27 protein-coding genes and 1 tRNA gene are annotated in these 22524 nt (G+C 61.9%); 19 read left to right on the forward strand and 9 right to left on the reverse strand.

Annotated elements, in window-relative coordinates; genetic code table 11:
- Position 1 precedes the first annotated feature (1 nt).
- Positions 2-844, forward strand: coding sequence for a DUF1217 domain-containing protein (locus tag HF955_RS07200; protein ID WP_253065513.1), 843 nt, complete (start codon positions 2-4; stop codon positions 842-844).
- Here the strand turns inward: HF955_RS07200 and HF955_RS07205 are convergent.
- Positions 841-2169 (reverse strand): FliI/YscN family ATPase, encoded by a 1329-nt coding sequence (locus HF955_RS07205; RefSeq protein ID WP_291078870.1) that lies wholly within the window; start codon positions 2167-2169, stop codon positions 841-843. The two genes, HF955_RS07200 and HF955_RS07205, sit on opposite strands and share 4 nt — an antisense overlap.
- 82 nt (positions 2170-2251) lie before the next feature.
- Between HF955_RS07205 and HF955_RS07210 the strand changes: the two genes are divergently transcribed.
- From HF955_RS07210 to HF955_RS07245, 8 genes are all read left to right on the forward strand, one after another.
- Positions 2252-2614 carry a flagellar biosynthesis protein FlgB gene (locus HF955_RS07210; protein WP_291078871.1) on the forward strand — a complete coding sequence of 121 codons (363 nt, stop codon included), beginning with the start codon at positions 2252-2254 and terminating at the stop codon, positions 2612-2614.
- A 3-nt stretch (positions 2615-2617) separates the two neighbouring features.
- The gene (locus tag HF955_RS07215; RefSeq protein WP_027838153.1) at positions 2618-3001 is read left to right on the forward strand and encodes a flagellar basal body rod C-terminal domain-containing protein; all 384 of its coding nucleotides are present in this window, start codon (positions 2618-2620) and stop codon (positions 2999-3001) included.
- A 12-nt stretch (positions 3002-3013) separates the two neighbouring features.
- The gene (locus HF955_RS07220; protein ID WP_253065555.1) at positions 3014-3310 is read left to right on the forward strand and encodes a flagellar hook-basal body complex protein FliE; all 297 of its coding nucleotides are present in this window, start codon (positions 3014-3016) and stop codon (positions 3308-3310) included.
- A 15-nt stretch (positions 3311-3325) separates the two neighbouring features.
- Entirely contained in the window at positions 3326-3589 is a 264-nt protein-coding gene (locus tag HF955_RS07225; RefSeq protein ID WP_027838151.1) for a flagellar biosynthetic protein FliQ, read from the forward strand.
- 67 nt (positions 3590-3656) lie between these two features.
- Positions 3657-5675 carry a flagellar biosynthesis protein FlhA gene (locus HF955_RS07230; RefSeq protein ID WP_367279779.1) on the forward strand — a complete coding sequence of 673 codons (2019 nt, stop codon included), beginning with the start codon at positions 3657-3659 and terminating at the stop codon, positions 5673-5675.
- Positions 5675-6430 carry a flagellar biosynthetic protein FliR gene (locus HF955_RS07235; protein WP_027838149.1) on the forward strand — a complete coding sequence of 252 codons (756 nt, stop codon included), beginning with the start codon at positions 5675-5677 and terminating at the stop codon, positions 6428-6430. Before HF955_RS07230 ends, HF955_RS07235 begins: the two co-directional genes overlap by 1 nt.
- Positions 6431-6438: 8 nt before the next feature.
- Complete coding sequence (locus tag HF955_RS07240; protein WP_291078873.1) at positions 6439-7521, forward strand: flagellar biosynthesis protein FlhB; 1083 nt, start codon at positions 6439-6441, stop codon at positions 7519-7521.
- A complete protein-coding gene (locus HF955_RS07245) occupies positions 7521-7856 on the forward strand; it encodes a hypothetical protein (RefSeq protein WP_291078874.1) in 336 nt (111 codons plus the stop codon). The genes HF955_RS07240 and HF955_RS07245 overlap by 1 nt, the downstream gene beginning before the upstream one ends.
- Positions 7857-7858: 2 nt before the next feature.
- On the opposite strand, the gene HF955_RS07250 is transcribed toward HF955_RS07245, so the two are convergent.
- Complete coding sequence (locus HF955_RS07250; protein WP_291078875.1) at positions 7859-8932, reverse strand: GGDEF domain-containing protein; 1074 nt, start codon at positions 8930-8932, stop codon at positions 7859-7861.
- A gap of 159 nt (positions 8933-9091) precedes the next feature.
- On the opposite strand from HF955_RS07250, the gene HF955_RS07255 reads away from it, so the two are divergent.
- From HF955_RS07255 to HF955_RS07270, 4 genes are all read left to right on the forward strand, one after another.
- Positions 9092-9168, forward strand: a tRNA-Arg gene (locus tag HF955_RS07255).
- A gap of 312 nt (positions 9169-9480) precedes the next feature.
- Complete coding sequence (locus HF955_RS07260; protein ID WP_291078876.1) at positions 9481-9999, forward strand: hypothetical protein; 519 nt, start codon at positions 9481-9483, stop codon at positions 9997-9999.
- Positions 9974-10477 (forward strand): hypothetical protein, encoded by a 504-nt coding sequence (locus HF955_RS07265; protein WP_291078877.1) that lies wholly within the window; start codon positions 9974-9976, stop codon positions 10475-10477. Before HF955_RS07260 ends, HF955_RS07265 begins: the two co-directional genes overlap by 26 nt.
- A gap of 246 nt (positions 10478-10723) precedes the next feature.
- Positions 10724-11476 (forward strand): thermonuclease family protein, encoded by a 753-nt coding sequence (locus HF955_RS07270; RefSeq protein WP_291078878.1) that lies wholly within the window; start codon positions 10724-10726, stop codon positions 11474-11476.
- Here HF955_RS07270 and HF955_RS07275 read toward each other — a convergent pair.
- The gene (locus tag HF955_RS07275) at positions 11473-12360 is read right to left on the reverse strand and encodes an RNA polymerase factor sigma-32 (protein WP_027838142.1); all 888 of its coding nucleotides are present in this window, start codon (positions 12358-12360) and stop codon (positions 11473-11475) included. The genes HF955_RS07270 and HF955_RS07275 overlap by 4 nt on opposite strands.
- Positions 12361-12551: 191 nt before the next feature.
- Between HF955_RS07275 and HF955_RS07280 the strand changes: the two genes are divergently transcribed.
- Positions 12552-13025, forward strand: a complete 474-nt coding sequence (locus tag HF955_RS07280; protein ID WP_291078879.1) for an MmcB family DNA repair protein — start codon at positions 12552-12554, stop codon at positions 13023-13025.
- Between the two features lie 5 nt (positions 13026-13030).
- Positions 13031-13468, forward strand: coding sequence for a hypothetical protein (locus HF955_RS07285; protein ID WP_291078880.1), 438 nt, complete (start codon positions 13031-13033; stop codon positions 13466-13468).
- On the opposite strand, the gene tkt is transcribed toward HF955_RS07285, so the two are convergent.
- Entirely contained in the window at positions 13465-15441 is a 1977-nt protein-coding gene (gene tkt, locus HF955_RS07290) for a transketolase (RefSeq protein WP_291078881.1), read from the reverse strand. The genes HF955_RS07285 and tkt overlap by 4 nt on opposite strands.
- Before the next feature lie 101 nt (positions 15442-15542).
- On the opposite strand from tkt, the gene HF955_RS07295 reads away from it, so the two are divergent.
- From HF955_RS07295 to HF955_RS07310, 4 genes are all read left to right on the forward strand, one after another.
- On the forward strand, positions 15543-15824 hold the full coding sequence (locus HF955_RS07295) for a DUF4164 family protein (RefSeq protein ID WP_291078882.1): 282 nt from the start codon (positions 15543-15545) through the stop codon (positions 15822-15824).
- Complete coding sequence (locus tag HF955_RS07300; protein ID WP_027838137.1) at positions 15817-16125, forward strand: cell division protein ZapA; 309 nt, start codon at positions 15817-15819, stop codon at positions 16123-16125. Before HF955_RS07295 ends, HF955_RS07300 begins: the two co-directional genes overlap by 8 nt.
- 79 nt (positions 16126-16204) lie before the next feature.
- Positions 16205-16417, forward strand: a complete 213-nt coding sequence (locus HF955_RS07305) for a twin transmembrane helix small protein (protein ID WP_027838136.1) — start codon at positions 16205-16207, stop codon at positions 16415-16417.
- Positions 16418-16424: 7 nt separating this feature from the next.
- Positions 16425-16997 carry a cob(I)yrinic acid a,c-diamide adenosyltransferase gene (locus HF955_RS07310; protein WP_291078883.1) on the forward strand — a complete coding sequence of 191 codons (573 nt, stop codon included), beginning with the start codon at positions 16425-16427 and terminating at the stop codon, positions 16995-16997.
- Here the strand turns inward: HF955_RS07310 and HF955_RS07315 are convergent.
- From HF955_RS07315 to HF955_RS07335, 5 genes are read right to left on the reverse strand one after another with little or no spacing between them, the layout of a single operon-like run.
- A complete protein-coding gene (locus HF955_RS07315; protein ID WP_291078884.1) occupies positions 16994-17956 on the reverse strand; it encodes an MBL fold metallo-hydrolase in 963 nt (320 codons plus the stop codon). The two genes, HF955_RS07310 and HF955_RS07315, sit on opposite strands and share 4 nt — an antisense overlap.
- A 53-nt stretch (positions 17957-18009) precedes the next feature.
- Complete coding sequence (locus HF955_RS07320; RefSeq protein WP_291078885.1) at positions 18010-20760, reverse strand: DUF4175 family protein; 2751 nt, start codon at positions 20758-20760, stop codon at positions 18010-18012.
- Positions 20739-22013: a diaminopimelate decarboxylase gene (gene lysA / locus HF955_RS07325; RefSeq protein WP_291078886.1), complete on the reverse strand. Its 1275-nt coding sequence runs from the start codon at positions 22011-22013 to the stop codon at positions 20739-20741. Before lysA ends, HF955_RS07320 begins: the two co-directional genes overlap by 22 nt.
- A 3-nt stretch (positions 22014-22016) precedes the next feature.
- Positions 22017-22283, reverse strand: coding sequence for a hypothetical protein (locus tag HF955_RS07330; RefSeq protein ID WP_291078887.1), 267 nt, complete (start codon positions 22281-22283; stop codon positions 22017-22019).
- A 10-nt stretch (positions 22284-22293) separates the two neighbouring features.
- Positions 22294-22524, reverse strand: a complete 231-nt coding sequence (locus HF955_RS07335; RefSeq protein WP_036261648.1) for a lipoprotein — start codon at positions 22522-22524, stop codon at positions 22294-22296.

Consider the following 22524-nt stretch of genomic DNA (forward strand, 5'->3'; position numbering starts at 1 on the left):
CATGTCATATCAGCCCGTCATTCCCTTGACCGGTTACAATGGGTGGAAGTTCCTAGAATCCACCCTGGACAAGCAGATCGAGAACTATGCGGACTCGGCCAGCGTCAAGAATGACCGTGACTATTTCGAGCAGAAGATGTCTTCCCCGATCACGATGGAAGACTTTCTGTCCGACACGCGGCTTCTGCGCATTTCACTGACGGCATTCGATCTGGGCGGGGAAGAATGGAAAGGCGGTTTCATCCGCCACGTCATGGAGGAACGGGCGGACCCTGACAGCACCTTCCTGACGCGCCTGAACAATACAGCCTACACAAATTTCGCGAATGCCTTCGCCCTACAGGATGGCAAGGTCTCGCTCTCGGCAGATACAATTGCCACGCTCGGTGACCAATTCGAGTTGGCGTCCTTCCGCAGCGCTGTCGGTGATGTCGACAACAATATGAAACTGAGCCTGAACTTTCAGGCCAAGATCGGCGAACTCGTTCGCGCGGAATCGAGCGAGACGGCCAATCTGTACCGTCTGCTCGGGGATGTGCCTGTCCGGACGGTTCTGGAAACGGCGCTCAATCTGCCGGATGATTTCAACAGTCTCGATCTGGACCTTCAGGCAAAGATTCTGAAGGAGCGGATGCTCAGCGTCTTCTCGATCAGTAGCGTGTCAGACGTCACCAAGCCGGAGGTCGTGGACAAGGCGATCCAGCGGTTCCATACGATGGACATGATCGAGAGTGGTCAGTCGTCGCTTTCGTCAGGTTCGGTGGCTCTGACACTGCTGAACAACGCCGCTGGCTTTGGGGCCACGGCCAGCCAGAACCTGTTCCTCAGCATCCTGTCCAGCTAGGATTTGACCGGAACCGGCGTCACGTCGGGATGGAGCAGGCTATCCAGATGTCCGAAAGCTTGCGGAATGCCGCCGGGATTTGGTCCCGCCACAAACGCGTCCAGATGAGGAAACAGGTCGATCGCCCGGTCGCCTTCCGCGTCATGTCCCCGTTCATACAGGTTTGCCCTCAGCATCGGGGCAATCTCTTCATAGAGGGCGAGCGTCCGCCGGTATTCCCGGATCAGGCCGTTCTCCTCCGGCGCCGCTGCGTCCGGCAGACAGCGGGAAACACTGCGCAACACGTCAATGGCTGGATATCGGCCGCGCTCTGATATCTCGCGGGACAGGATGATGTGGCCGTCAAGCACACCGCGCACCATGTCGGCCACGGGCTCTTCCATGTCCGATCCGGCGACCAGCACGGAGAAGATCGCCGTGATGTCCCCTTGCTGCGCCGTGCCCGGCCCGGTCCGTTCGGCAATTTCGGCAATCGCGCGCACGGTGGAGGGTGGAAAGGCGTGCAGGGCAGGGGTTTCGCCAGCGGCCAGTGCCACTTCCCGGTGCGCTTCGGCAAATCGCGTAATCGAGTCGAACAGGAACAGGACCTGGTGTCCTTCGTCGCGAAAGTGTTCTGCGGCTGCGATGGCGCAGAGGGCTGCGCGCTTCTTGGCGCCGGGCGGATCGTTTGCCGTGGCAGCCACAATGACGGTGCGCGCCTGGACATCCTTGGGCAGGGTCTTGTGGACGAACTCGTTCACCTCGCGGCTACGCTCACCGATCAGGGCGATGACCACCCGGTCCGCCTGTACGCCCCCCGCCATGGATCCGAGAAAGGTCGACTTGCCAACCCCGGACCCCGCGAACAGGCCCAGTCGCTGGCCGCGGCAGATTGGCAGGATGGTGTCGGTGATCATCCAGCCTGTTGGCAGCCTGTCCCCGAGGCCCTTCCGCGCCGTATTCTCTGGCGGCGCTGCTTTCAAAGGCCGTTTCCGGGTGTTCGGGGCGGCGGCATTCTTCGCCGTTCCCTGGATCGTGCCTCGATAGTCGACGATCCTGCCAAGCCAGTGATCCCCCGGCTCGACATCGGCTTCCTGTTCGAGATGGACGCGGTCGCCGATGCGGATATCGCCGGAATCGCCATACATCATGGCCTTCACATGCTCGCCTGACACGGCCAGCACTTCGCCCTGAACCTCACCCAGCCGGGTCTGGACGCGCACCTCATTCCCCAGCCGGGAAAACCCGCTGATGCCGGCAATTTGGATCAGGCCGGGCGCGACGTCCGTGACGGTGCCCCAGACGCGGTACAGCCGGTCAGGAAAATTCGGTGCTGCGTGCAACAAGTAAACAGATCCCGCTCATTCATTAACCATTTCTTCAAATTAGACCGGCAATTCTTCCAAAGCGTTAACTAGGAGTGATTCCGTGTCGATTCTCAATCTGGACGTCCTCAGTGTCTACAGCGCGATGGCCAGGCACGCGGCCGAGACTCAGAAGGTTTCCGCCACCAATATCGCGCATGCCAACGATCCCGGGTACAAGGCGACCCAGGTCGAAGCGTTTCAGGATTATCTCCAGCGGGCCGTAGCCACCGGAACGGTCGGCACGGACGCCGCAGCGTTCCGCTCGACCGAGATCCCGGCGGACACGTCGCCGAACGGCAATTCGGTCAATCTGGAACTGGAAATGTACCGGGCAGCGGACGCCCAGAGCCAGCACGAACTGGCCCTGTCGGTCTATACGAAGTCACTCGACCTGTTGCGCACAGCCATTGGCAAGAAAGGGTAAGGCATGGATCCTCTGAAGGCCACAATGATGCAGGCGGTGTCGGGCATGCAGCTTCAGTCCCGGCGCATCGACATCACGTCTCAAAACGTTTCAAATGCGGACACGCCGGGCTACCGGCGCAAGGTGCTGATGGTCGAACAGGCGCCCACAGCGGCCGATGCGTTCATCGCTACGCGTGTGGAACTGGACGAGACCGAAGGCGAGCGCAGATACGACCCGGCCAGCCCGATGGCGGACGGGGAGGGGTATGTCACCTCGTCGAACGTGTCCCTCGTGACCGAAATGGCCGACATGCGCGAAGCCAATCGCAGTTATGAGGCCAATCTGAATTCCTTCCGCCAGGCGCGGAGCATGTACCAGTCTCTTCTCGATATCCTCAGGCGCTAACAGGGGGGCAGAATGTCCAACGTGAATTTCAGTGCGTATGCGGCGCTCGGCGCGGTAAAGCCGACCCAGACCCCGGAAACACCGGCCAAGGGCGCCACGGAAGCCTCTCCGGTTGCGGAGGGGTTCTCTACGTTCAAGGCCGCATTGCAGGAAGCCGAGCAGGCCGCAATGCAGACGGCCGTATCCGGCGCGGATCCGCATGCGATGGTGGAGGCGCTGGCGCAGGCAGAACTGGTGCTCGACGCAGCCGTCACGGTCCGCGACAAGGTTGTGGAAGCCTATCAGGAATTGTTGCGGATGCCGGTCTGACGGGTACGTGCCAGCATGACCGAACTCGCCATCTTTGAAGTCCTGCGCGGCGCACTCTGGGCGGCGGCCATGATGGCGCTTCCCATTCTGGCGGTCACGCTGGTGCTTGGTTTCGTCATTGGTCTGTTGCAGGCGCTGACATCCATCCAGGAAATGACCCTGACCTTCGTGCCCAAGATCCTGGCCGTGGTCGTCGTGTTCTTCATGACGCTTGGCTACATGACACGGATCTGTCTCGACTTCTTCAACAATACCGTTCTCCCACTTATCGCGCGCTAGGGCCGACATGCCGACATCCCGATTCTTTGACTTGTCCAAGCCGACCGCCGTCATTGCGATCGGCCTCATGATGGTCATCCTCGTCATGGTTCTGCCGGTGCCGGCCTGGGTCATGGATGTCGGCCTGACCGCCTCGTTTGCCTTTGCGATCCTGATCTTCACGACCAGCATCTTCATCGAGAAACCCCTCGACTTCTCGTCATTCCCGAGCGTGCTTCTTGCGAGCCTTGTCCTGCGGCTGGCGCTGAATGTGTCCTCAACAAAGCTGATCATCAGTGAGGGACATACCGGAACGGATGCCGCTGGCGGGGTGATCGAAGGGTTCGCCATGTTCATCATGGGCGGCAACCTGTTTGTCGGCCTGGTGGTTTTTGCCGTTCTGGTCATCGTGAACTTCATGGTCATCACAAAGGGTGCCGGCCGGATGGCCGAAGTCGGCGCCCGGTTTGCGCTGGATGCGATGCCCGGCAAGCAGATGGCCATCGACTCCGATCTTGCCGTCGGGGCCATCAGCCATGAGGAAGCCCGCAATCGCCGCCAGAAGGAACAGGAAGAAGCCTCGTTTCTCGGATCGCTGGACGGTGCCTCGAAATTCGTCAAGGGCGACGCCATTGCCGGCCTGCTGATCACGGCCCTGAACCTCGTTGCGGGCATCGGCTTCGGCATCGTGGCGCATGGCCTCAGTTTTGGTCAGGCGCTCAGCAATTATTCCATTCTGACAGTCGGAGACGGCCTTGTATCGCAGATCCCGGCCGTCATCGTGTCCGTCTCTGCCGCCCTGCTTCTGGCCAAGGGACGGGAAGACGGCGCGATCGACCTGGCGCTTGGCGCGCAGCTCGGCGGCAATGCGACCTCCCTGATGATCGTTGCCGGCATTCTTGCCGCGTTCGCCCTGTTCCCGGGCTTGCCCTTCATCCCGTTCATGCTGGCGGCGGCGGCCTTCGCAACCGCCTCCTTCTACATTCGCAGCCGCGAACGGGAGAAGGCCGAGCAGGCCGAGACGGAAGAGCTCGAAGCGCCCGAGACCAGCCTGGTCATTGGCGACTCGATCCATTCCGACGAAATCCATCTTGAAGTGGCGCCCGATCTGGTCGGCATGGTGCTGCAGGGGGCAGGCGGCTTCGAAAGCCGTATCGACAAGATCCGGCGCTACATTGCCGAGGAATATGGCTTTGTCCTGCCTTCCATCCGCATGACGGACAATCCGACCCTGACCAAGAATGAATACCGCATCCGCATCCAGGGAGTTCGCGTCGATACCGGCCTTGTCCGGCCCGGTTCCCTGCTGGCCCTGATGGAGGACAACCAGCTGCCGCATCTCCAGGGTGAAAAGGTCAAGGAGCCGGTCTACAAGGCCGCCGCGCGCTGGCTGCCCAGCACAAAGAAGCAGGAGCTGGCCGCCGCAGGCATTCCCGCAGTGGAGCCGACCGAAGTGCTCGCCACGCACATGCTGGAAGTCATTCAGGCCAATTTCACCCTCGTCTTCACGCGTCTTGTCATGCTGGATACGCTGGATGCGCTGACCCATATCAGCGACAGCGACCGGGCCGCTGCAAACCGGCGTTTCCTCGACGAATACATTCCCGGCAAGGTCAGCCCGGAATTGCTCCTGTCGGTGTTGCGGCTGCTGCTGGAAGAACGGGTTTCCATCCGGAACCTGTTCCTGATCATTGAAACGATTGCCGAAGTGAAAGCCCAGGCGAGTGCGCCGTCGCGCATCGTTGAGCTTGTTCGCCAGAGGCTCGGATTCCAGATCGTGGACCGGTTGCAGGACGGACAGGGCCGGTTGCCACTTCTTCAGCTCTCGACCAATTGGGAACAGAAATTCAACGAACACGAAATCACGCGCGAAGACGGTGGTTCCGATATCGCGTTGCCGCCGGAGATGTTCGGGGAGCTGACAAATGCCGTTCAGGCCAAGCTGAATGAAATGGCCCAGAAGGGCGTCGTGGCATCCGTCGCGACCTCTTCCCGTCGGCGCCGCTTCCTGCAGACCGTTCTGGCCAGCAAGGGCATGCGCAATGCGGTGCTGGCCTATGAGGAGATCGGCTCCAAGAGCAAGCCGTATATCGTCGGCGTGGTGTGATGCTGGACGCGCTGCCTTTCGGGCCGCAGCTGTCTGCCTGGATCCTGCTGTTCATGCTGGTGGTCACGCGCCTGACCTTTGTGGTGTTCCTGATGCCCGGGATTGGCGACCAGACCGTGCCGGTCCGGGTGCGTCTTGCGCTTCTGCTTGTGGCCTCGACCCTGTTTGCCGCCTCTGGCGTCGTGCCGCCGCCGGGAGACTTGTCCCTCGGCACATTTGTCGGCCTTGCCGGCGCTGAGGCCATGATCGGGCTGGGGCTCGGCGTGATGCTGCGGACATCGATCTGGATACTGAGCACGGCGGGGGCCTATATCGCTCAGGCCATCGGTCTGTCCCAGATGCTGGGCATCGCGCTTGAAACCGAGGCCCAGACCGTCGTGTCGAACATTCTGGCCATGGCGGGAGCAGTATTGCTGCTGTCGGCCGACTATCATGTCAGCGTATTTGTCCGGTTTGCAGAACTCTATGGCGACATACCGGTCGGAGCTCTGGCCCGGTTTGACCAGGCCTTCGTGATCGATGGCATTTTCGATGCAGTGAAGTTCGCCGTCCTGATCGCCTGGCCGTTCGTGGCGATCAATTTGCTTTACAATATCTCGCTCGGCTTCATCAACAAGGCGCTGCCCTCTCTGATGGTGGCCTTTGTCGGCGCGCCCTTCATGATCGGCGCAGGTTTCGTCTTGCTGGCCCTGTCGGTATCCACCATGCTGATCGTCTGGATGGATCGGGTGTCCGGCTCGGTCGGATGGTGGTGAGGTAGGTCATGGCAGAAGACCAGTCTGGTGGCGGCGAGAAGGAGTTCGAGGCAACCGAACAGCGGCGCCGTGAAGCGCGCCGCGAAGGCAACATCCCCCAGTCGAAGGAAGCCAACACATTTGCGCTGTTCGCGGGCGTGATCATTTCCGCCATCGTGTTCAGTGCCTTGGTGGCGGGGGCCATGTTCAACGAATTCTCGGCCATGATGTACCATGCCGACAGCTATGCCACAGACATATTCGACCAGGGTGGCGGCGCCATGCGGTCGTCGCTGGTGCGCACGCTTGTCAGCCTGTTGCCACTGTTCGCGATTCTGGTCGTGATGGTCCTGGCAACGCTGGTGATCCAGCAGGGGATCGCCTTCTCGATGAAGAAGATCAAGCCGGAGTTCAACAAGATATCCCCGGTCGAGAATCTGAAGAAGAAGTATGGCGCCAAGGGTCTGCTCGATTTTGCCAAGGACATGGCCAAGATGCTGTTTGCCGGCGGTCTGGCCGCGGTGTTCCTCTACCGGTTTGCGCAGCATTATTATGCCAGCAGCGCGGTGGAACTGGGTCAGTTCTTCAATTTCACCTTTACCCAAGTGCTGACACTGTTCCTGATCTTCGGCGCGTTCCAGTTCGCGCTGGCTGCGGTCGACCTGCCGTTGCAGCGCCAATTGCACGCCAACAAGCTGAAGATGACGCGGGAAGAAGTGAAGAAGGAGCAGAAGCAGAGCGAGGGCGACCCGCAGCTGAAGCAGAAGCGCCGAGAGAAGGCGGCCAGCATGAGCCGCAACCAGATGATGCAGAACGTCAAGACGGCAACTGTGGTCATGGTGAACCCGGAACATTATGCGGTGGCGCTGAAATGGGATCCTGAGGGGGGACGCGCGCCCGTCTGCGTGGCCAAGGGTGTCGATCATCTGGCCGCCCGTATTCGCGAGACGGCGCAGGAAAACGATGTGCCGATCTATCGCGATCCGCCCGCCACGCGATCCATCTATCGCCTGGTCGACATTGACGAGGAAATCCATCCAGACCATTTTGCGGCGGTCGCGGCCGCGATCAGCTTCGTTGACCGTATTCGCAAACAGACACGGGGCAGCTGATGGCCGGCCGAAAGGATGTCCTTCCCCGCATTGTTGCGCTCAAACGCCAGAAGGCAGAGCAGGATCTGGCCGTCCTGCAGGCGCGCCAGCGCCAGTTCGAAAGTCGAATCAAGGCCCTTCAGGAGGAACTGGCCAAGGCGGATTCATCGACAGCGGATTTCCAGGCGCTCCGGCTTGCCAGCCAGAACGGGCATGCCCGTCGCCTGTTGCAGGAAATCGACCGGGTACAGGCAGATCTCGCAGCCCTGGCCGGGCCGATGCATCTCGCACGCGAAGCCTTGAAGCGGATCCTGAACTCGGAAGACCAACTGGCCCGGGATGCGTCCGGCCGCTGATATCAGGCTGCGTCTGACGCGGTATCATCCGCCTTCACGCGATTGCGGCCCTGCGCCTTGGCGAGATAGAGCCGCTGATCCGCCTGCTCGATCAGGTCGGCGGCCGACATGCCGGGCGCATATTGCGCAATGCCGAAAGAGGCGGAGATGGCGCCCAGCGGCTTCTTGGAATTCTTCAGCACCAGCCGCCGCTCATGCAAACGCTCGCGTATCCGGTCGATCAGGCGGGTCGCAGCCGGCAAATCCGTTGCGGGCAGGATGATCGCGAATTCCTCGCCGCCATAGCGGGCGGCCAGGTCCTGACCCTTGATATTGTTGGAGATGACGGTCGCGAACACTTTCAGGACCTCGTCGCCCACACGGTGTCCGAAATTGTCATTGACCCGTTTGAAATGATCGAGGTCCGCGATGGCCAGACAGAGCTGGGTGCCGTTTTTCTGGGCCGCTTCAAGCTCGGCATCCAGTCTCAGATCGAATGCGCGCCGATTATAGGTGGCCGTCAGTGGATCGCGCAGGCTTTCATTGCGCACCATTTCCAGTTCCTGCTGCAGGCGCTCGATCTGTGTCTTCGATTCCCGCAGCCCCTCTTGCAGGCGGCGGCTCTGATCGGTCATCCGGCGGTTTTCAGACAGCAGCCGGGCCAGCGCGCTGGACAGGTGGCTGGAGGAGGCGGATTCCGTCAATCCGTGGGCGATCTGTTGCAGCGCATTCTCGAACTGGTCGCTGTTCTCAACGCTGGATCCGACCAGGTCGAGCAGGCTCGACAAGTGTTCCTCCACTTCGCGATTGATTGTCTCGCGCTTGTGATCCTCTTCGGCGGGCCGGAGGTGGAGATTGTAGACTTCGTCGATCTCGTACTGGCAGAGCGCGCCGCGTTCGAGCATTTCGTCGACCGCCACGACGACCTTTTCGTCGGACCGGGCGACATAGGCGTACATCAGCGCATATGTGTTGGGCAGAGGCGGTGTGCCATGGCGCATGATCAGGCGGCTGGCCTGGTCGCCATATTCATAGACCTTGGCAAAGGCTTTCTGGTCCGGCGGGCACCGGAACAGGGTCGGTGTGTCGTCGCTCATTCCGGATTCCGTCCCCTTGATATCCTGAACGTTTTTCGCTTCGGGAGAGGATAGGGGGGCGATCTTCAGATAAGGTTAAGTGAAAAGGGAACAGTTCCTGCGAACATCCGCTTGATCTTGTTTTGCAACCATATCCCGACGCTGCTATTCAAACCGCACGTCTCCGTAGCTCAGCAGGATAGAGCAACAGATTCCTAATCTGTAGGTCGCGCGTTCGAATCGCGCCGGGGACGCCAATGATTTCAGGCCCGCCCTTTCCGACATGGCCGCTGCAGGCTGCGGCAAACACCTGAGCGATGGAAGTGTTAAGGCGCCCTGTGCGGTCTGAGACGGTGAAACATGGACCGGACCTGACGTTCCGCGGGCAGGCCCGGCAGGCTGTCGCGTGCAATCAGCAGGGACCGTGACATTGTGGGCGACAGCCGCTCGGTTGACCGGTCTTAACCCATCGAAATTTCCGAGACGTAGATGCCACCCGGTATGCTTGAACATTCAAGGGGATGCCGCAACGATGCGGACATGGTGTTTCCGCTTCAGAGGGTTGATCCATGAAGACACGTCTTGCCGCAATTGCGCTGCTGGCCCTGTCCGCCAGTCCGGCCGCGCATGCCTGTGCCACCATCCGCGTCTATAACGACTCCGATCACAAGATCCACGCATTCTGGACAGCGGGCGGATGCGGAGGGGTGCCGAAAAAAAATGACGAGTTGTTCTTTGTGTGCCATTCGAGATGGATGGAACCGCGCAGCGGTCCGGATTCGTACACATTTCCCTGGGGCAAGACTGCTCAGGCTGTAACCTTTGTATTCAACGGGGTCGAACATGCCGAAGAAGAGCATGTCCGGTTGACGTATTCCTACCACAAGGACCACTCGCCCAAATACCAGCAATGCGGATCTTCCGACGGGGCATGTGGTGCGGCAACCATCCCGTCATGTGGGCATCACTACTCAATCAATGTCACGAACCAGAAACTCATCGATCTGTCTCTGGACTACGCAATGAAAGAGGCCGCAGCCAGAGCAACGGAAGAGAGAACACATGGTTCGCACAATGGCCATCACTAGATTTCTCCCGTCGCTTCCGAAGTGCCTCCTCGTCGCCGCGGCCGTGCAGCTGGTGCCGGTGGCGCACGCATGTGTCACGGTCAAAGTGTACAATGATTCCGATCACAAGGTCGTGGCGCATTGGGAAGCTGGCGGATGCGCAGGGGTGAAGGGTGATGGGGAACTCCTTGTTTGCAAGACACATACGTTCGAACCCCGCAGCGGGTCCGAATCCTATGATTTCAAATGGGGCACGACAGGACAGATTGTCGACTTCAAGTTCAAGGGGATCGGCAAGGGTGAAGGCCTGAACGTCAATGTGCCGTATTCCTATCACACGCATGACACGCCTCATTATCGCCGGTGTGCCTGGAATTGCTTTGGGGGAACGCCCGGTTCCTGCGGCCGGCACTATACGGTTCACATCACCAACGACACGATCGCAAGCGATTCCGATTGGTACTATGACAATTTGGTCGGGACCCAGAACGAACACTAGGGCGGTTTGAGACCGCGGTGCTCCTGATTGCGGCGGGCCGCCACGATCAGAGGGCGGCCGGATCGTTCAGTCGTTCTGGCGGGCGCGTCCGGCGCGCGACGTGTCTCTATCCGACCATGATGCCACTTCGATTCCGAAGCGAGACTGAAAACGGGCTGAAACCGGCTTTATCTCCTCTTTCGCCAGTTCTAACGTGCCCGCATGCAGTCTTGGTGTCGATTTCCTGCGAAGCAGAACTGGGCCGGAATGGTTCTGGCATGTCTCGGCATCCTGTCGGCCTGCAGCGACGCCGGCCCGCTTGACGGGCTCGAGGCCGGGGAACGCGGCCGGGTGGTGCGCGTGGTCGATGGGGATACGCTGGTGCTCGACACCGGCCAGAGTGTGCGTCTTGTGGGTATCGAGGCACCGTCCGGTCCATATGGAGATCGGGAAGCCCAGCCCCATTTCCGCGAATCGAAGCGCATGCTCGAAGACATGGCCCTGGGGCGGGATGTCCAGCTGCACTATGGCGGCCTCACGCGAGACCGGTATGGCCGGGCGCTCGCGCATGCGCGTACGGTTGATGCGCTGGGGCCGGATTATTGGCTGAATGCGGAAATGGTCATCCGCGGCGGCGCGCGCGTGCGGGTCTACCCGGACACGGCGGCGGCGAACGCGCCCCTGCTGGCATTGGAGGAGACGGCCCGCCAGCAGGGAACAGGCCTCTGGCGTACACCGCATTATTATGTGCCGTCTGCACGGGGGCTGCCCGAACCGTTCGGCGGCTTCCAGCTTGTGCAGGGCAAGGTGTCCGGAATGCAGGGGTCTGATGGTTTCGGGGCGGTTTGCGACCTGTCTCTGGAAGAGTCCCCGTTGCGGCTTCAGGTCCAGACGGCGGCCGCGCCGCTATGCCAGCAGGCACCGGGGCGAGATGTTCTGGCCCGGGGATATGTGCGTGAGACCGCGATGGAAATCACCCATCCGCTGAATCTGGAAATCCTGCCGTCGACAGATGATTAGGTGCCGGGCAGGAGGCCAGCCTCGTCCGGGTCACCGACGATCCGCTCCAGGGCCCGGCGCAGCTTGCCCAGCGCCTGGTGCTCGATCTGGCGGACGCGTTCCTTCGAAATGCCGAGTTCGTGTCCCAGGGTTTCCAGCGTCACGGAATCCTCGCACAGGCGCCGCTGCATGATGATATGGGTTTCCCGCGGGTTCAACGCTTTCAGGGCATTGGCAATCCATTCCTTGCGGCGCGATGAATCCCGTTCCTCCATCACCTGCTGTTCGGGCATCGCCGTTTCGTCCGGCAGCAGGTCCTGCCATTCGCCATCGCCATCAACGGCCATGGGCGCATTGAGCGACCGGTCGGATGCGGACAGGCGCGAGGCCATTGTTTCAACGTCGCGCTCCGGCACGCCAAGATGTTCGGCAATCCATTTGCGGTTTTCCAGGGTCATGACCCCGTCGCCCGTATCATCGATCCGGGCGCGCAGGCGGCGCAGATTGAAGAACAGGGATTTCTGGGACGATGTGGTGCCTGTGCGAACGATCGACCAGTTGCGCAGCACGAAATCCTGAATCGAGGAGCGGATCCACCAGCTGGCATAGGTGGAGAACCTCACCTTGCGGTCAGGCTCGAACCGGGCAGCGGCCATCATCAGCCCAACATTTCCCTCCGACACCAGATCCGGCATGGGCAGGCCGTAATGGCGGAATTTGGATGCCATCGCGATGACCAGCCGAAGATAGGCGCGGGTCAGTTCGTGCAGGGCGGATTCGTCTTCTTCCTCTCGCCAGCGCCGGGCAAGTTCCAGCTCGTGTTCGGCCTCGAGCATCGGGGCCTTCATGGCTTTCTTGACATAGGACCGGTCAGCCGGTCCGCTGGAGCTGTAGGCATTTGCCATGACGTATCATCTCCTTCCGCGACGAGGCGTGTTGCCAAACTAACACAGTCTTTACGGGCCGAAGCGCCCGCCGGATCAGATTCGTTCCCGATTTTGATCACTTTCTGGAGAGCGGCTGCCGGGCTTGACCTGAGCCAGCTGCAGATCCTACGGTCGGAACTGGAACATTATGGGAACAGGAAGAGGCGATCATGGCACTTCTGACAGATCCCGGCCTGCCGGAGTCCCGGGCTGCGGAAATTGTGCGTGGCACACGGCGCTTGCTGGGCGGGCTGGGATTCTTTGGCGTCACCGAACTCAGCCTGGCGAACCATCGGCGGGCCGATATCGCGGCGCTCGGGCCGTCCGGGGAGATATGGATGATTGAAGTGAAATCATCGATTGCCGACTTCCGCGCCGATTCCAAATGGCCGGAATACATGCCGTTCTGCGATCAGCTTTACTTTGCCGTGGCAAATGATTTTCCGCAGGAACTCATTCCGGACGAGACGGGTCTGATCGTGGCAGATGCGTTTGGCGGGGCGATCCTGAGGGACGCGCCCGAAGACCGGTTGCCGGCGGCGCGGCGCAAGGCTGTTACCCTGCGCATGGCGCGGCTTGCCGCCCAGCGCCTGACGCAGACGGCAGATTCCGGCTGGACGGCGGCATCCGGCTTGCTTACCTGACCGGCATGAGCCATGCCTTTCCCATTGCGACACGCCTTGAAGACGCCCTGAAACCAGGCGTGAAAGCCGCGCGCACCCGCGCCGAGGCCGAAGCGCTCGTGCCGGACCAGAAGGTCGACTCCCTCGCAACGGACTGGATGAACGTCACCGAGGAACAAGCCGCCGCCTATCTGGCCTCGCAGACAGATGAGGATGGCCCGCACGGCCATCTGCAGAAATACGAAGACAATGAAGGCAATCCGGTACTGGCCGTGACCTGGTGGAAACTGGTCAGCCAGGTCGAGATCATGCCGCTTCCGAAGGCCGGCAAGAAAAAGCCGGCGACTGAGAAGCCGCCGGCTGAAGACCATACCGATGATCTGTATTTCCGGTCCGGGCGCACGAAGCCGCGCCGCAAGCGCTATATCGATCCGCGCCAGCTGGACCTGTTCAGAAACGGCTAGATCAGCCCCTTCACGGTTTCCACGATCTTCTCGGACGTGATGCCGAAATGCTCGTACAGTTTCTGGTAGGGGGCGCTGGCGCCAAATCCGTCCATGCCGACAAATCCGCCCTTCGGGCCGATCCAGCGATCCCAGCCAAAGCGCACACCGGCTTCGACAGCAACTTTCGGCAGGTCTCCACCCAGCGTGTCACGCTGGTATTTCTCGTCCTGCTGGGCAAACAGTTCCATGCACGGCATGGACACGACCCGGACGTGGATCTTCTCCTTGGCCAGTTCGGCCTGCGCCTGCAGCGCAATTTCGACTTCCGACCCCGTGGCGATCAGGACCGCTGCTTCGCGGGATTTCACGCCGGACGGCGACAGGACATAGGCGCCCATTGAGCTGAGATTTTCGTCCGTGTGCTCCTTGCGGGCCGGGGTCAGTCCCTGACGGGTCAGGGCCAGGGTGGAGGGGCCTTCCGCGTTGCTGACGGCAACTTCCCAGCATTCCGCCGTCTCGACGCCATCAGCCGGGCGGAACACACGCATGTTCGGCATGGCACGCAGGCTGGCGACCTGTTCGACCGGCTGGTGGGTCGGGCCGTCTTCGCCGAGCCCGATGGAATCGTGCGTCATCACATGAATCACGCGCGCGCCCATCAGGGCGCCAAGGCGGATCGCAGCGCGGCTATAGTCTGCGAAGACAAGGAAGGTGCCGGAATAGGGGATGATGCCGCCATGCAGCGCCATGCCGTTCATCGCGGCGGCCATGCCATGCTCGCGCACGCCATAATGTACATACCGGCCAGCCCAGTCCGACGGTGTCATCGGTGAGGTTTCGGCGGTCTTCGTATTGTTGGATCCGGTCAGATCGGCCGACCCACCAACCATTTCCGGTACGAGATGGGTGAACACTTCCAGCGCGGCACCGCTCCACTGGCGGGTGGCCTTCTTCTCACCGCCCTCGACGACGGCCTTCTTGTGCTTGTTCACGGCCCTGGACAGGTTTTTCGGCAGGCGTCCGGCCATGGCGGCATTGAACTCGCCCTTGTGCGGCGAGGCCGTCAGGCGTCCCTTCCAGGCCTTGCGGGCGTCGACGCCGCGCTCGCCGACTTTCTTCCAGGCCTTTTCGATATCGGCCGGGACATCGAACGGCTCATGAGGCCAGCCAATGTTCTCGCGAATTCCGGCAATCTCCTCGGCGCCATAGGGGCCACCATGGGCCTTGCCGGTGCCGGCAATCTTCGGTGCGCCGTACCCGATGATCGTCTTCACGGCGAGGAAGACAGGCTGCTTCTGCTTCTGCGCCCATTTCAGGGCCGCTTCGATGTCCTTCTCGTCATGGCCATCGACCTTGCGGGTGATCCATCCCGAGGCTTCGAAACGGGCACACTGATCGGTGGAGTCTGCCACATCGATATTGCCGTCGATGGTGACGGAATTGTCGTCCCACAGCACGATCAGGCGGTTCAGCTTCATATGGCCGGCAAGCGTGATGGCTTCCTGGCTGACGCCTTCCATGAGGCAGCCATCTCCCGCGATCACATAGGTCTTGTGGTCCACGAGATCGTCACCGAAGCGGGCATTCAGGTGCCGTTCGGCCATCGCCATGCCGACAGCCGTCGCAATGCCCTGGCCCAGCGGACCGGTTGTGGTCTCGACGCCCTTGGTCACGAAGTTTTCCGGGTGTCCGGGCGTGTTGGAGCCCAGCTGGCGGAAATTGCGAATGTCGTCGCGGCTGACGGATTTGTAGCCCGTCAGGTGCAGCAGGGAATAGATCAGCATCGAGCCGTGACCGGCCGACAGGACGAACCGGTCGCGATCCGGCCAATCGGGCTGCGAGGCGTCGAACTTCAGGAATTTCCGGAACAGGACCGTGGCAGCATCGGCCATGCCCAGCGGCAGGCCGACATGTCCGGACTTGGCCGCCTCGACGGCATCCATGGAAAGGGCGCGGATGGCATTGGCCATGTCGCGGTTCGTGACAGCCATTCTGCTGGTCTCCTTTGCGTTGCGGGTGTCGTAGGCCAGACATTGGCCCTTGCGTCAAGCCGCTTGGCGGATTGGAATAATACCGTTACTTCATTGTGTATATGAGTGAAATCGACCCTGCCATCCGCCAGCTTGATGAGGCCCTGACACGTCTGGAAGGCGCGCTCGACAGCCTGTTGGCGCGGACCGGCAATCCGGACGTGGTGGAAGCGGAGTTGAAGGCCCTGATGCAGGATCGCGTGGGTCTTGCCGAAGCGCTCGATGCATCGCTGGCCCGGGAGAAGGAATTGCAGCTTCTGGCGGACGAGGCGAGTGCCGCGCTTGGCTCTGCGATCGAGGAAGTGCGCGCTGCGATTGGCCGCGAAGGGGCGCAGGATGGCTAAGGCAGATATCCAGTTGCGCGGACGCGCCTATTCGATCGCCTGTGCCCCGGGGCAGGAGGGGCGCATCGAGACCCTGTCGCGCCAGCTGGATGCGCGGGTGAAACAGATTGAAGGCGCGGTGGGCGATATTGGAGAGGAGCGCCTGTTGCTGATCACCGCCCTGGCCTTGCTGGACGAGCTGGATACGGCTCGCCGCTCGGCGCCCGGAAGTTCTGCCAGCGAGGCAAAGGCTGCCGAAGCGCTGGTCAAGGCAGCCAGCCGCATCACCGCGCTGGCCGAGCGGATGGAAAGCGGGGTCTGACACCCCGCGACGCTTTGCGCGTGGCAAACCGGCGCGCGCGGCCTATGCTCTGGACTTCCAGCTGGTTGAAAGGCTCTCCATGCAAAGCTTCCTGATGATAGGCTTCTATATCGCGCTTGCGGCCCTGTTGATCGTGCTTGGCCTCGGCATCGCGAACATCGCCCGCACGGATGACCAGCAGGCGAGCCGGTCAAACAAATTGATGCGTCTGCGCGTCATGATCCAGGCCGTGGTGATCCTGCTCCTCGTCGCCCTGGGCGTGACGGTCGGCGCCATCAAGATCGGTTTCTGAGGCGACGATGGTCAAACTCGACAAGATCTACACGCGCTCCGGTGACAAGGGAAAGACCCGGCTGTCGACAGGCGAGCCGGTGGACAAATGGGATCCGCGGGTCGTCGCCTATGGCACGGTCGACGAGACCAATGCCGCCCTCGGCGTCGCGGCGCTGGATGCGGAGGGGGACATGCTGGCGGCCATACGGCGCATCCAGAATGACCTGTTTGACCTTGGCGCAGACCTGGCAACACCTGATCGCGGAAAGCCACTGGAATGGACGCCCCTGCGCATCATCGACAGCCAGGTGAAACGGCTTGAAACGGAAATAGACGCAATGAACACGGCGCTGGCGCCCCTGGACAGCTTCATCCTGCCCGGTGGCAGCGCGTTGGCGGCCCGTCTTCATGTGGCGCGTACCCTGTGCCGTCGGGCCGAACGCGAAGTTGCCGAACTGTCTGCCATCGAGGGCGAAATCGTCAGCGCAGAAGCGCTCGCCTATATCAACCGCCTGTCCGACTGGATCTTCGTGGCCGGCCGCGTGGCCAACAATAATGGGGTGGATGACGTCAAATGGGTGCCGGGGGCCAACCGCTAGGCCCGCTGCGCATCCCGAATTTCCGCCATCAGACCGAACAGTTCAATTACCGGGGTCACGACGCTATCCCCGCGATATTCCCGGTAGAGCGTGTCGACATTGACCGCGATCCGTTCCGCATCGCCCCAGCTGGAAAAGTCGCCAAGCGCAATATCCAGCGCAGCGTCCCGTACATCCAGACCCGCGTCAAACCGCTTGCGGGCTTCTGTGTCGACATATCTCAGATAGTCCGCAACCCGGCGCACACCCGCCTTGTCCGTAATCGGACCGTGCCCGGGCACGATCTTGTCCACATCCATGCTGCAAATCCGGTCGCAGGCCCTGATCCAGTTGGCAACCGGTCCGGCCCACATCAGGGGCGTGGCGTCTATGAACAGGATGTCCCCCGTGAAGACCGTCCTGTCGGAGGGTACATGGACCAGGACGTCGCCCTCGGTATGGGCGGGGCCAACCTCGATCAGTTGGAGTGCCTTGTCGCCCACCTTCAGGTCCAACACACCGCTGAACGTCCGGGTCGGGGCACGTTCTTCCACACCCTCGAAATCGAACGGTGCGAAAATATCCGCAAAATAGCTGCCCGCAGGCCCCAGCTGACCACCCATTCTCTTGAACTGGGCGAGCATTGCAGGCGGCACTTCGACCATCTCCCGGGCGCTGGCCTCGGACGCAATGATCTCTGCCTGCGGACAACATCCATTTCCGTGACAGTGATCTCCATTGGCATGGGTGTTCACAATGACGCCGATATGATCTGCACCAACTCCGGATGCATCCTCCATCGCGCTAAGCATGTCCCGGGTCAGTCTCATGTCGAACAGGGTGTCGACCAGTAGCGACTGGTCACCATCGACGATCAGGCCTGCATTCGACCAGCCCCAGCCGCCATCCGGTTGCAACCAGGCGTACACGCCATGGCCCAGATCCTTCAATCCACGTGCATAGGTCCAGCGTTCCGCCATGACTGATATCCTCCCGCCTCCATCAAGTCAGGGAACCGGCCGCAGGGCAAGGGTCAGAACCGATCGAGCAGGCGGCGGAGATATTCGCGCTCTTCCGGATCGTCGGAGTCATTGTAGCGCTGGCGGAGCTCCTCGAGAATGTCCTTCGCCCGCTGGCGTTCGCCGGCGTCCGGAATGTTGACTTCCTCGCCATTGTTTCCCGGGCCGCCGGCTTGACGTCCAAACGGATCGCTTGACTGGGCGTCCTGTCCCGTCCGCTCCCGCTCCAGGACATCCAGACGTTCTGCCAGGTTACGGGCAATCTCCGACATGGCATTGGTCGCCATTTCCTGATTGCGGGCCGCGCGGGCCTCATTGCCCCGCTCCAGCGCTTCCTGGGCCTGGCGCTGGGCGCGGCGGATATCCTCGAGCGCGTCAGGATCAACGCGCCCGGCAAGCGCATCCTCACCCTCACCGCTTTCTCCCAGGCCCTGCTCCCGTGCGAACTCCTCGATCAGGCGTCCGAGCCGGGCCTGCCGCTCCGCGAGGGATTCCGATTGTCCGGGGCCGGTGCCGTCTCCCTCATTGCCTTCGGCGAACTCGCCTCCACCGCTTCCGGGCCGCTCCCCATTCTCGGTGCCGCCGCCCTGGGGGGCTTCAGTCTGCCCGCTACCGGCTTCGCCACCACCTGGCTGGCCTGATTGTTGACCCTGCTGCGATCCAGACTGCTGTCCTGGCTGCTGGCCGCCCTGTTCCTGGCCCGACTGGCCGGGGCGTTCGCCGCGTTGCTGGGCCAGTGTGTCATCGTTCAGCTCGCGCTGCTCCCGAAGGATTTCCGACAGACGCCGCATGGCATCTGTCAGTTCCTGCTCTTCCGGTGGCAGGTCTTCGGGTTCACCCTCGGCTTGCTGTCCCGGCAGGCCGGGCATGTCACCTGACCCGGAAGCGCCCCGCTGGAATTCGAGATTCTGGAGCATGTTGGTGATATCGGACAGCAATTGCCGCGCCTGGTCCGTGGCGCCGGTTTCAGTCAAATCCTGGAGCGCGTTCAGCATGTCCTCGAAATCCTGGCCACCCAGATTGGGGCCTCCAGCCATGGCTTCCTGATCCATCTGCATCTGCGGTTGCTCGCCGCCATTGGCAATCGCTTCGGCCATCTTTGCCGCGAGATACTCGTTTGCGGCATCCCGGAAGGCTTCCATCCGCTGGCGGATTTCATCTTCGGAGGCTCCGTCGCGCAGTGCTTGCTCCAGGGCGCGCCGAGCTGCCTCGAGCCGTCTCAGCGCGTCAGCGGCGCTGCCATATTCCGACCGCAGGGCGAGTGCCCAGAGCAGGGGATCAACCTGTTCGGCTTCCTGCTTGGTCGAGGCGGCGGTGAGAATACCCTGCGCGGTTCGGAATGTCAGATACACGCCCTGATCCGGAATGTAGCGTTCCCCCTTATAGGTCATCGCGTCCAGCATCAGCGCGGCTTTCTGGATGTCCGGAGGGGCCGCCGACAGCCTGTTGGCGGCGTGGGTGTTCAGCGCGTCCTGCCTCAGGGCGTCTTCATTTAGTGGCAGGTCTGCATAGGCGCGAGGTTCACGCAGGACCGTCACGCGTACTTCCTGTGCCACTCGGGCGATCGGATCCAGGAACAGCTTTTCCGGCAATTTGAAATCGACCGGTTCGCTCGTGCCGGTCTGGCCTGCGCCATCGGTCGCCACGAGGCGCAGGATGACCGGCAGGCCCGCCCAGCGGTGGCGGGTCAGGTCCAGCTGCGTCACCTCCTCGGCTTCAGTTGGCGCCACGCCCGGCAGGGGTATGGGCACAAGATCCACTTCGTCGGGTGCCGCCGGATTGGGGGTTCGCAGCGTGATCTGAAGCTCCAGTGCAGACACGCCATAGTCATCCGATACCGCCCACGCGATGTCGGTCCGATCCTGACGCCCCATTTCCGGTGCCTTGGCAAAGCGGGCTTCCGGCGCATCATCCGGAGACGTCAGAACCGTCCAGGCCGCCCGTTCTCCCCACCAATTCACGGTCAGACGGGTATCCTCCAGAATACGCGCCCGGGCCTCGAAGGCGCCATCCGGAGTCGGCTCGAAGCGCTGTCGGCTCGTGCGCTCACCCTTGAGAACCAGTTTCGGGGCACTGTGGGCCTTGGTGCGCAATGTCACCTGCGACCCTTCCGGAACGCGCACACTAGCCAGGTCACTGGCCAGGAAAATCGGCGCGCGACCGGTATGTTCCGGCGGTGTGATCCAGGCCTCGACGATCATGTTGTCAGCCCCGACCAGCGCCCCATAGTCCGGGAACAGGGCGCGTTGCAGCCGTCCACCGGCATCTGGTCCGGCCAGCACGCCCATAATGATGAGGGCGACCGGCAACACCGCCCGCATCCAGTAGGGATCAAGCTTCTGCCAGTCGCGATACAGCGACGGGGGTTTCAGCCGTCGGGCTTCCTGAAGCAAACGGGCCCGATGTGTCTGCCAGAGGCGCTGGGATTCGCGTTGCGGACTGGCAGGCCGGTCAGACAGCGAACTGACAGGCCGCAGGTCCGACTGGCGGTCCAGGACCTGTGCCGCGTCGGCGCGGCTGATCGGTGTGTATCGGCGTGCGCCCTGCAGGATGAACAGCAGAGATCCGCCGAGGAACAGGAGCGTTGCAATGGCCGCGAAGGCTGCACCCATTCGGTCGATCAGGCCGGCCAGGGCAATGCCCAGAAAGATCGCCAGGAAGGTCAGGAACGGCCAGAATGCCTTGAAAAAGGCATAGACGGTCAGCTTCCGCCGGGTGGCGGAAACCTTGGCATTGAGCGCCTTCATGCCGTCTGTGTCAGCCAATCGGGTACCTTCTCCAGTGCGATCATCTCTTCAAAGTCCGGTCGGCGCCGGATGATGTCAAATGACGTCCCGTTCACCAGCACTTCCGGGACAAGCGGTCTGGTATTGTAGGTTGAAGACAGGACGGCGCCATAGGCACCTGCAGACATGAAGGCGATCCGCTGGCCCGGCCGCAGGGCCGTCATTTCACGGGCCTTGGCGAATTTGTCGGTCGACTCGCAGATCGGGCCGACCACATCATAGGTTTTCCGTTCCGCGCCAGCACCTGCCTGGGTCAGGGGCAGGATGTCATGATGGGCATCATACAGCGCCGGGCGTATCAAATCGTTCATTCCGGCATCGATGATCAGGAATTCGGTATCCGGCGCCTGCTTCTCATACAGCACCGTGGACAGCAGAACTCCGGCATTGCCCGTGATCACCCGGCCCGGTTCGAGGATCACCTGAACACCCAGATTCTGCGTCACGTCAGCAATCATTGCGGCATAATCCGAGGGCGGGGCGGGGGCGTCACCGTCCCGATAGGGAATGCCGAGCCCGCCGCCGAGATCGATTCTCCGGATGTCATGCCCTGCCTGCCGCAGACGGCGGGCAAGGCCGACCACTTTTTCGAATGCCGCCCGCATCGGGACCAGATCGCCGATCTGGCTGCCGATATGCACGTCAACGCCGACCACCTTGATACCGGGCAGCGTCGCGGCTTCGGCATACAGATCTTCTGCATCGCTCCACGGGACGCCGAACTTGTCGCCCTTCTTGCCGGTGGAGATGTTCGGATGTCCGCCTGCGGCGACGTCCGGATTCACGCGGATGGCAACCGGGGCGTCCACGCCGGTCAGGCTGGCAACTTCCGACAGGCGGCGCAATTCTGCGGCGCTCTCCACATTGAACTGGTGAATGCCGGCATTCAGGGCGAGACGCATCTCGCTGGCCGTCTTGCCGACGCCTGAGAACACGATCCGCTCTGCGGGGATGCCGGCGTGCAGGGCGCGCTGCAATTCACCGCCGCTGACGACATCCGCGCCGCAGCCTTCCCGGGCAAGGGTCGACAGGACGCCGATATTCCCGTTCGACTTCACCGAATAGGCGATCAGGCAGTCCTGTCCCTCAAACGCGGCGGAGATGACCCGGGCATGGCGGACCAAAGTGGCGGTCGAATACACATAACAGGGCGTGCCGACCTCGTCCGCGATCCGGTTGAGGTCCACGCCTTCGCAATGAAGCGTGCCGTCCTGATAGGTGAAGTGATGCATGGATTATTCGATCTCGCCGAGGGCGCCGTTTTCAACGGGCGTGGTGGGCTTGGCATCCGGCACGATCCCGCCCCACTGGTTCACGACCGGACCTTCCGGTTCGGCAGTGTCGAGCTGAGTGGCAACGGCCACGGGTTCGACCGGTTGTGCGGGCGATACCGCTTCGACGACAAGTGTCTGCGGCGCCGGGCTCTGGCAGGCGGCAAACAGGCACAAAGCGGCGAATCCGGCGGCAAGACGCGCGGCCGGCAGGAGATGTGAACGTTTCATGCGGGTCTCCCTACACGCCGCCGAGCAATTCGTCATCCGCATCCTGTTCCGCTTCATCCTCTTCACGGTCAGGCAGGTCCGGCAGATTGGTCTGGTTCTGCTGCGGCAGTTCGGCCGGATCCAGCTCTCCGCTGGGATCGCCCCAAAGCGGATCCGGGCGTTTCAGGTCTCCGGTCAGGCCGCAGGCGGCCAGATTTCCGGCCGCGAGCAGGGCGGCGGCAAGAAGAAGGGGGCGTTTCAT

Source organism: Hyphomonas sp. (genome assembly GCF_017792385.1).
In the GTDB taxonomy this organism is placed as follows: Bacteria; Pseudomonadota; Alphaproteobacteria; order Caulobacterales; family Hyphomonadaceae; genus Hyphomonas.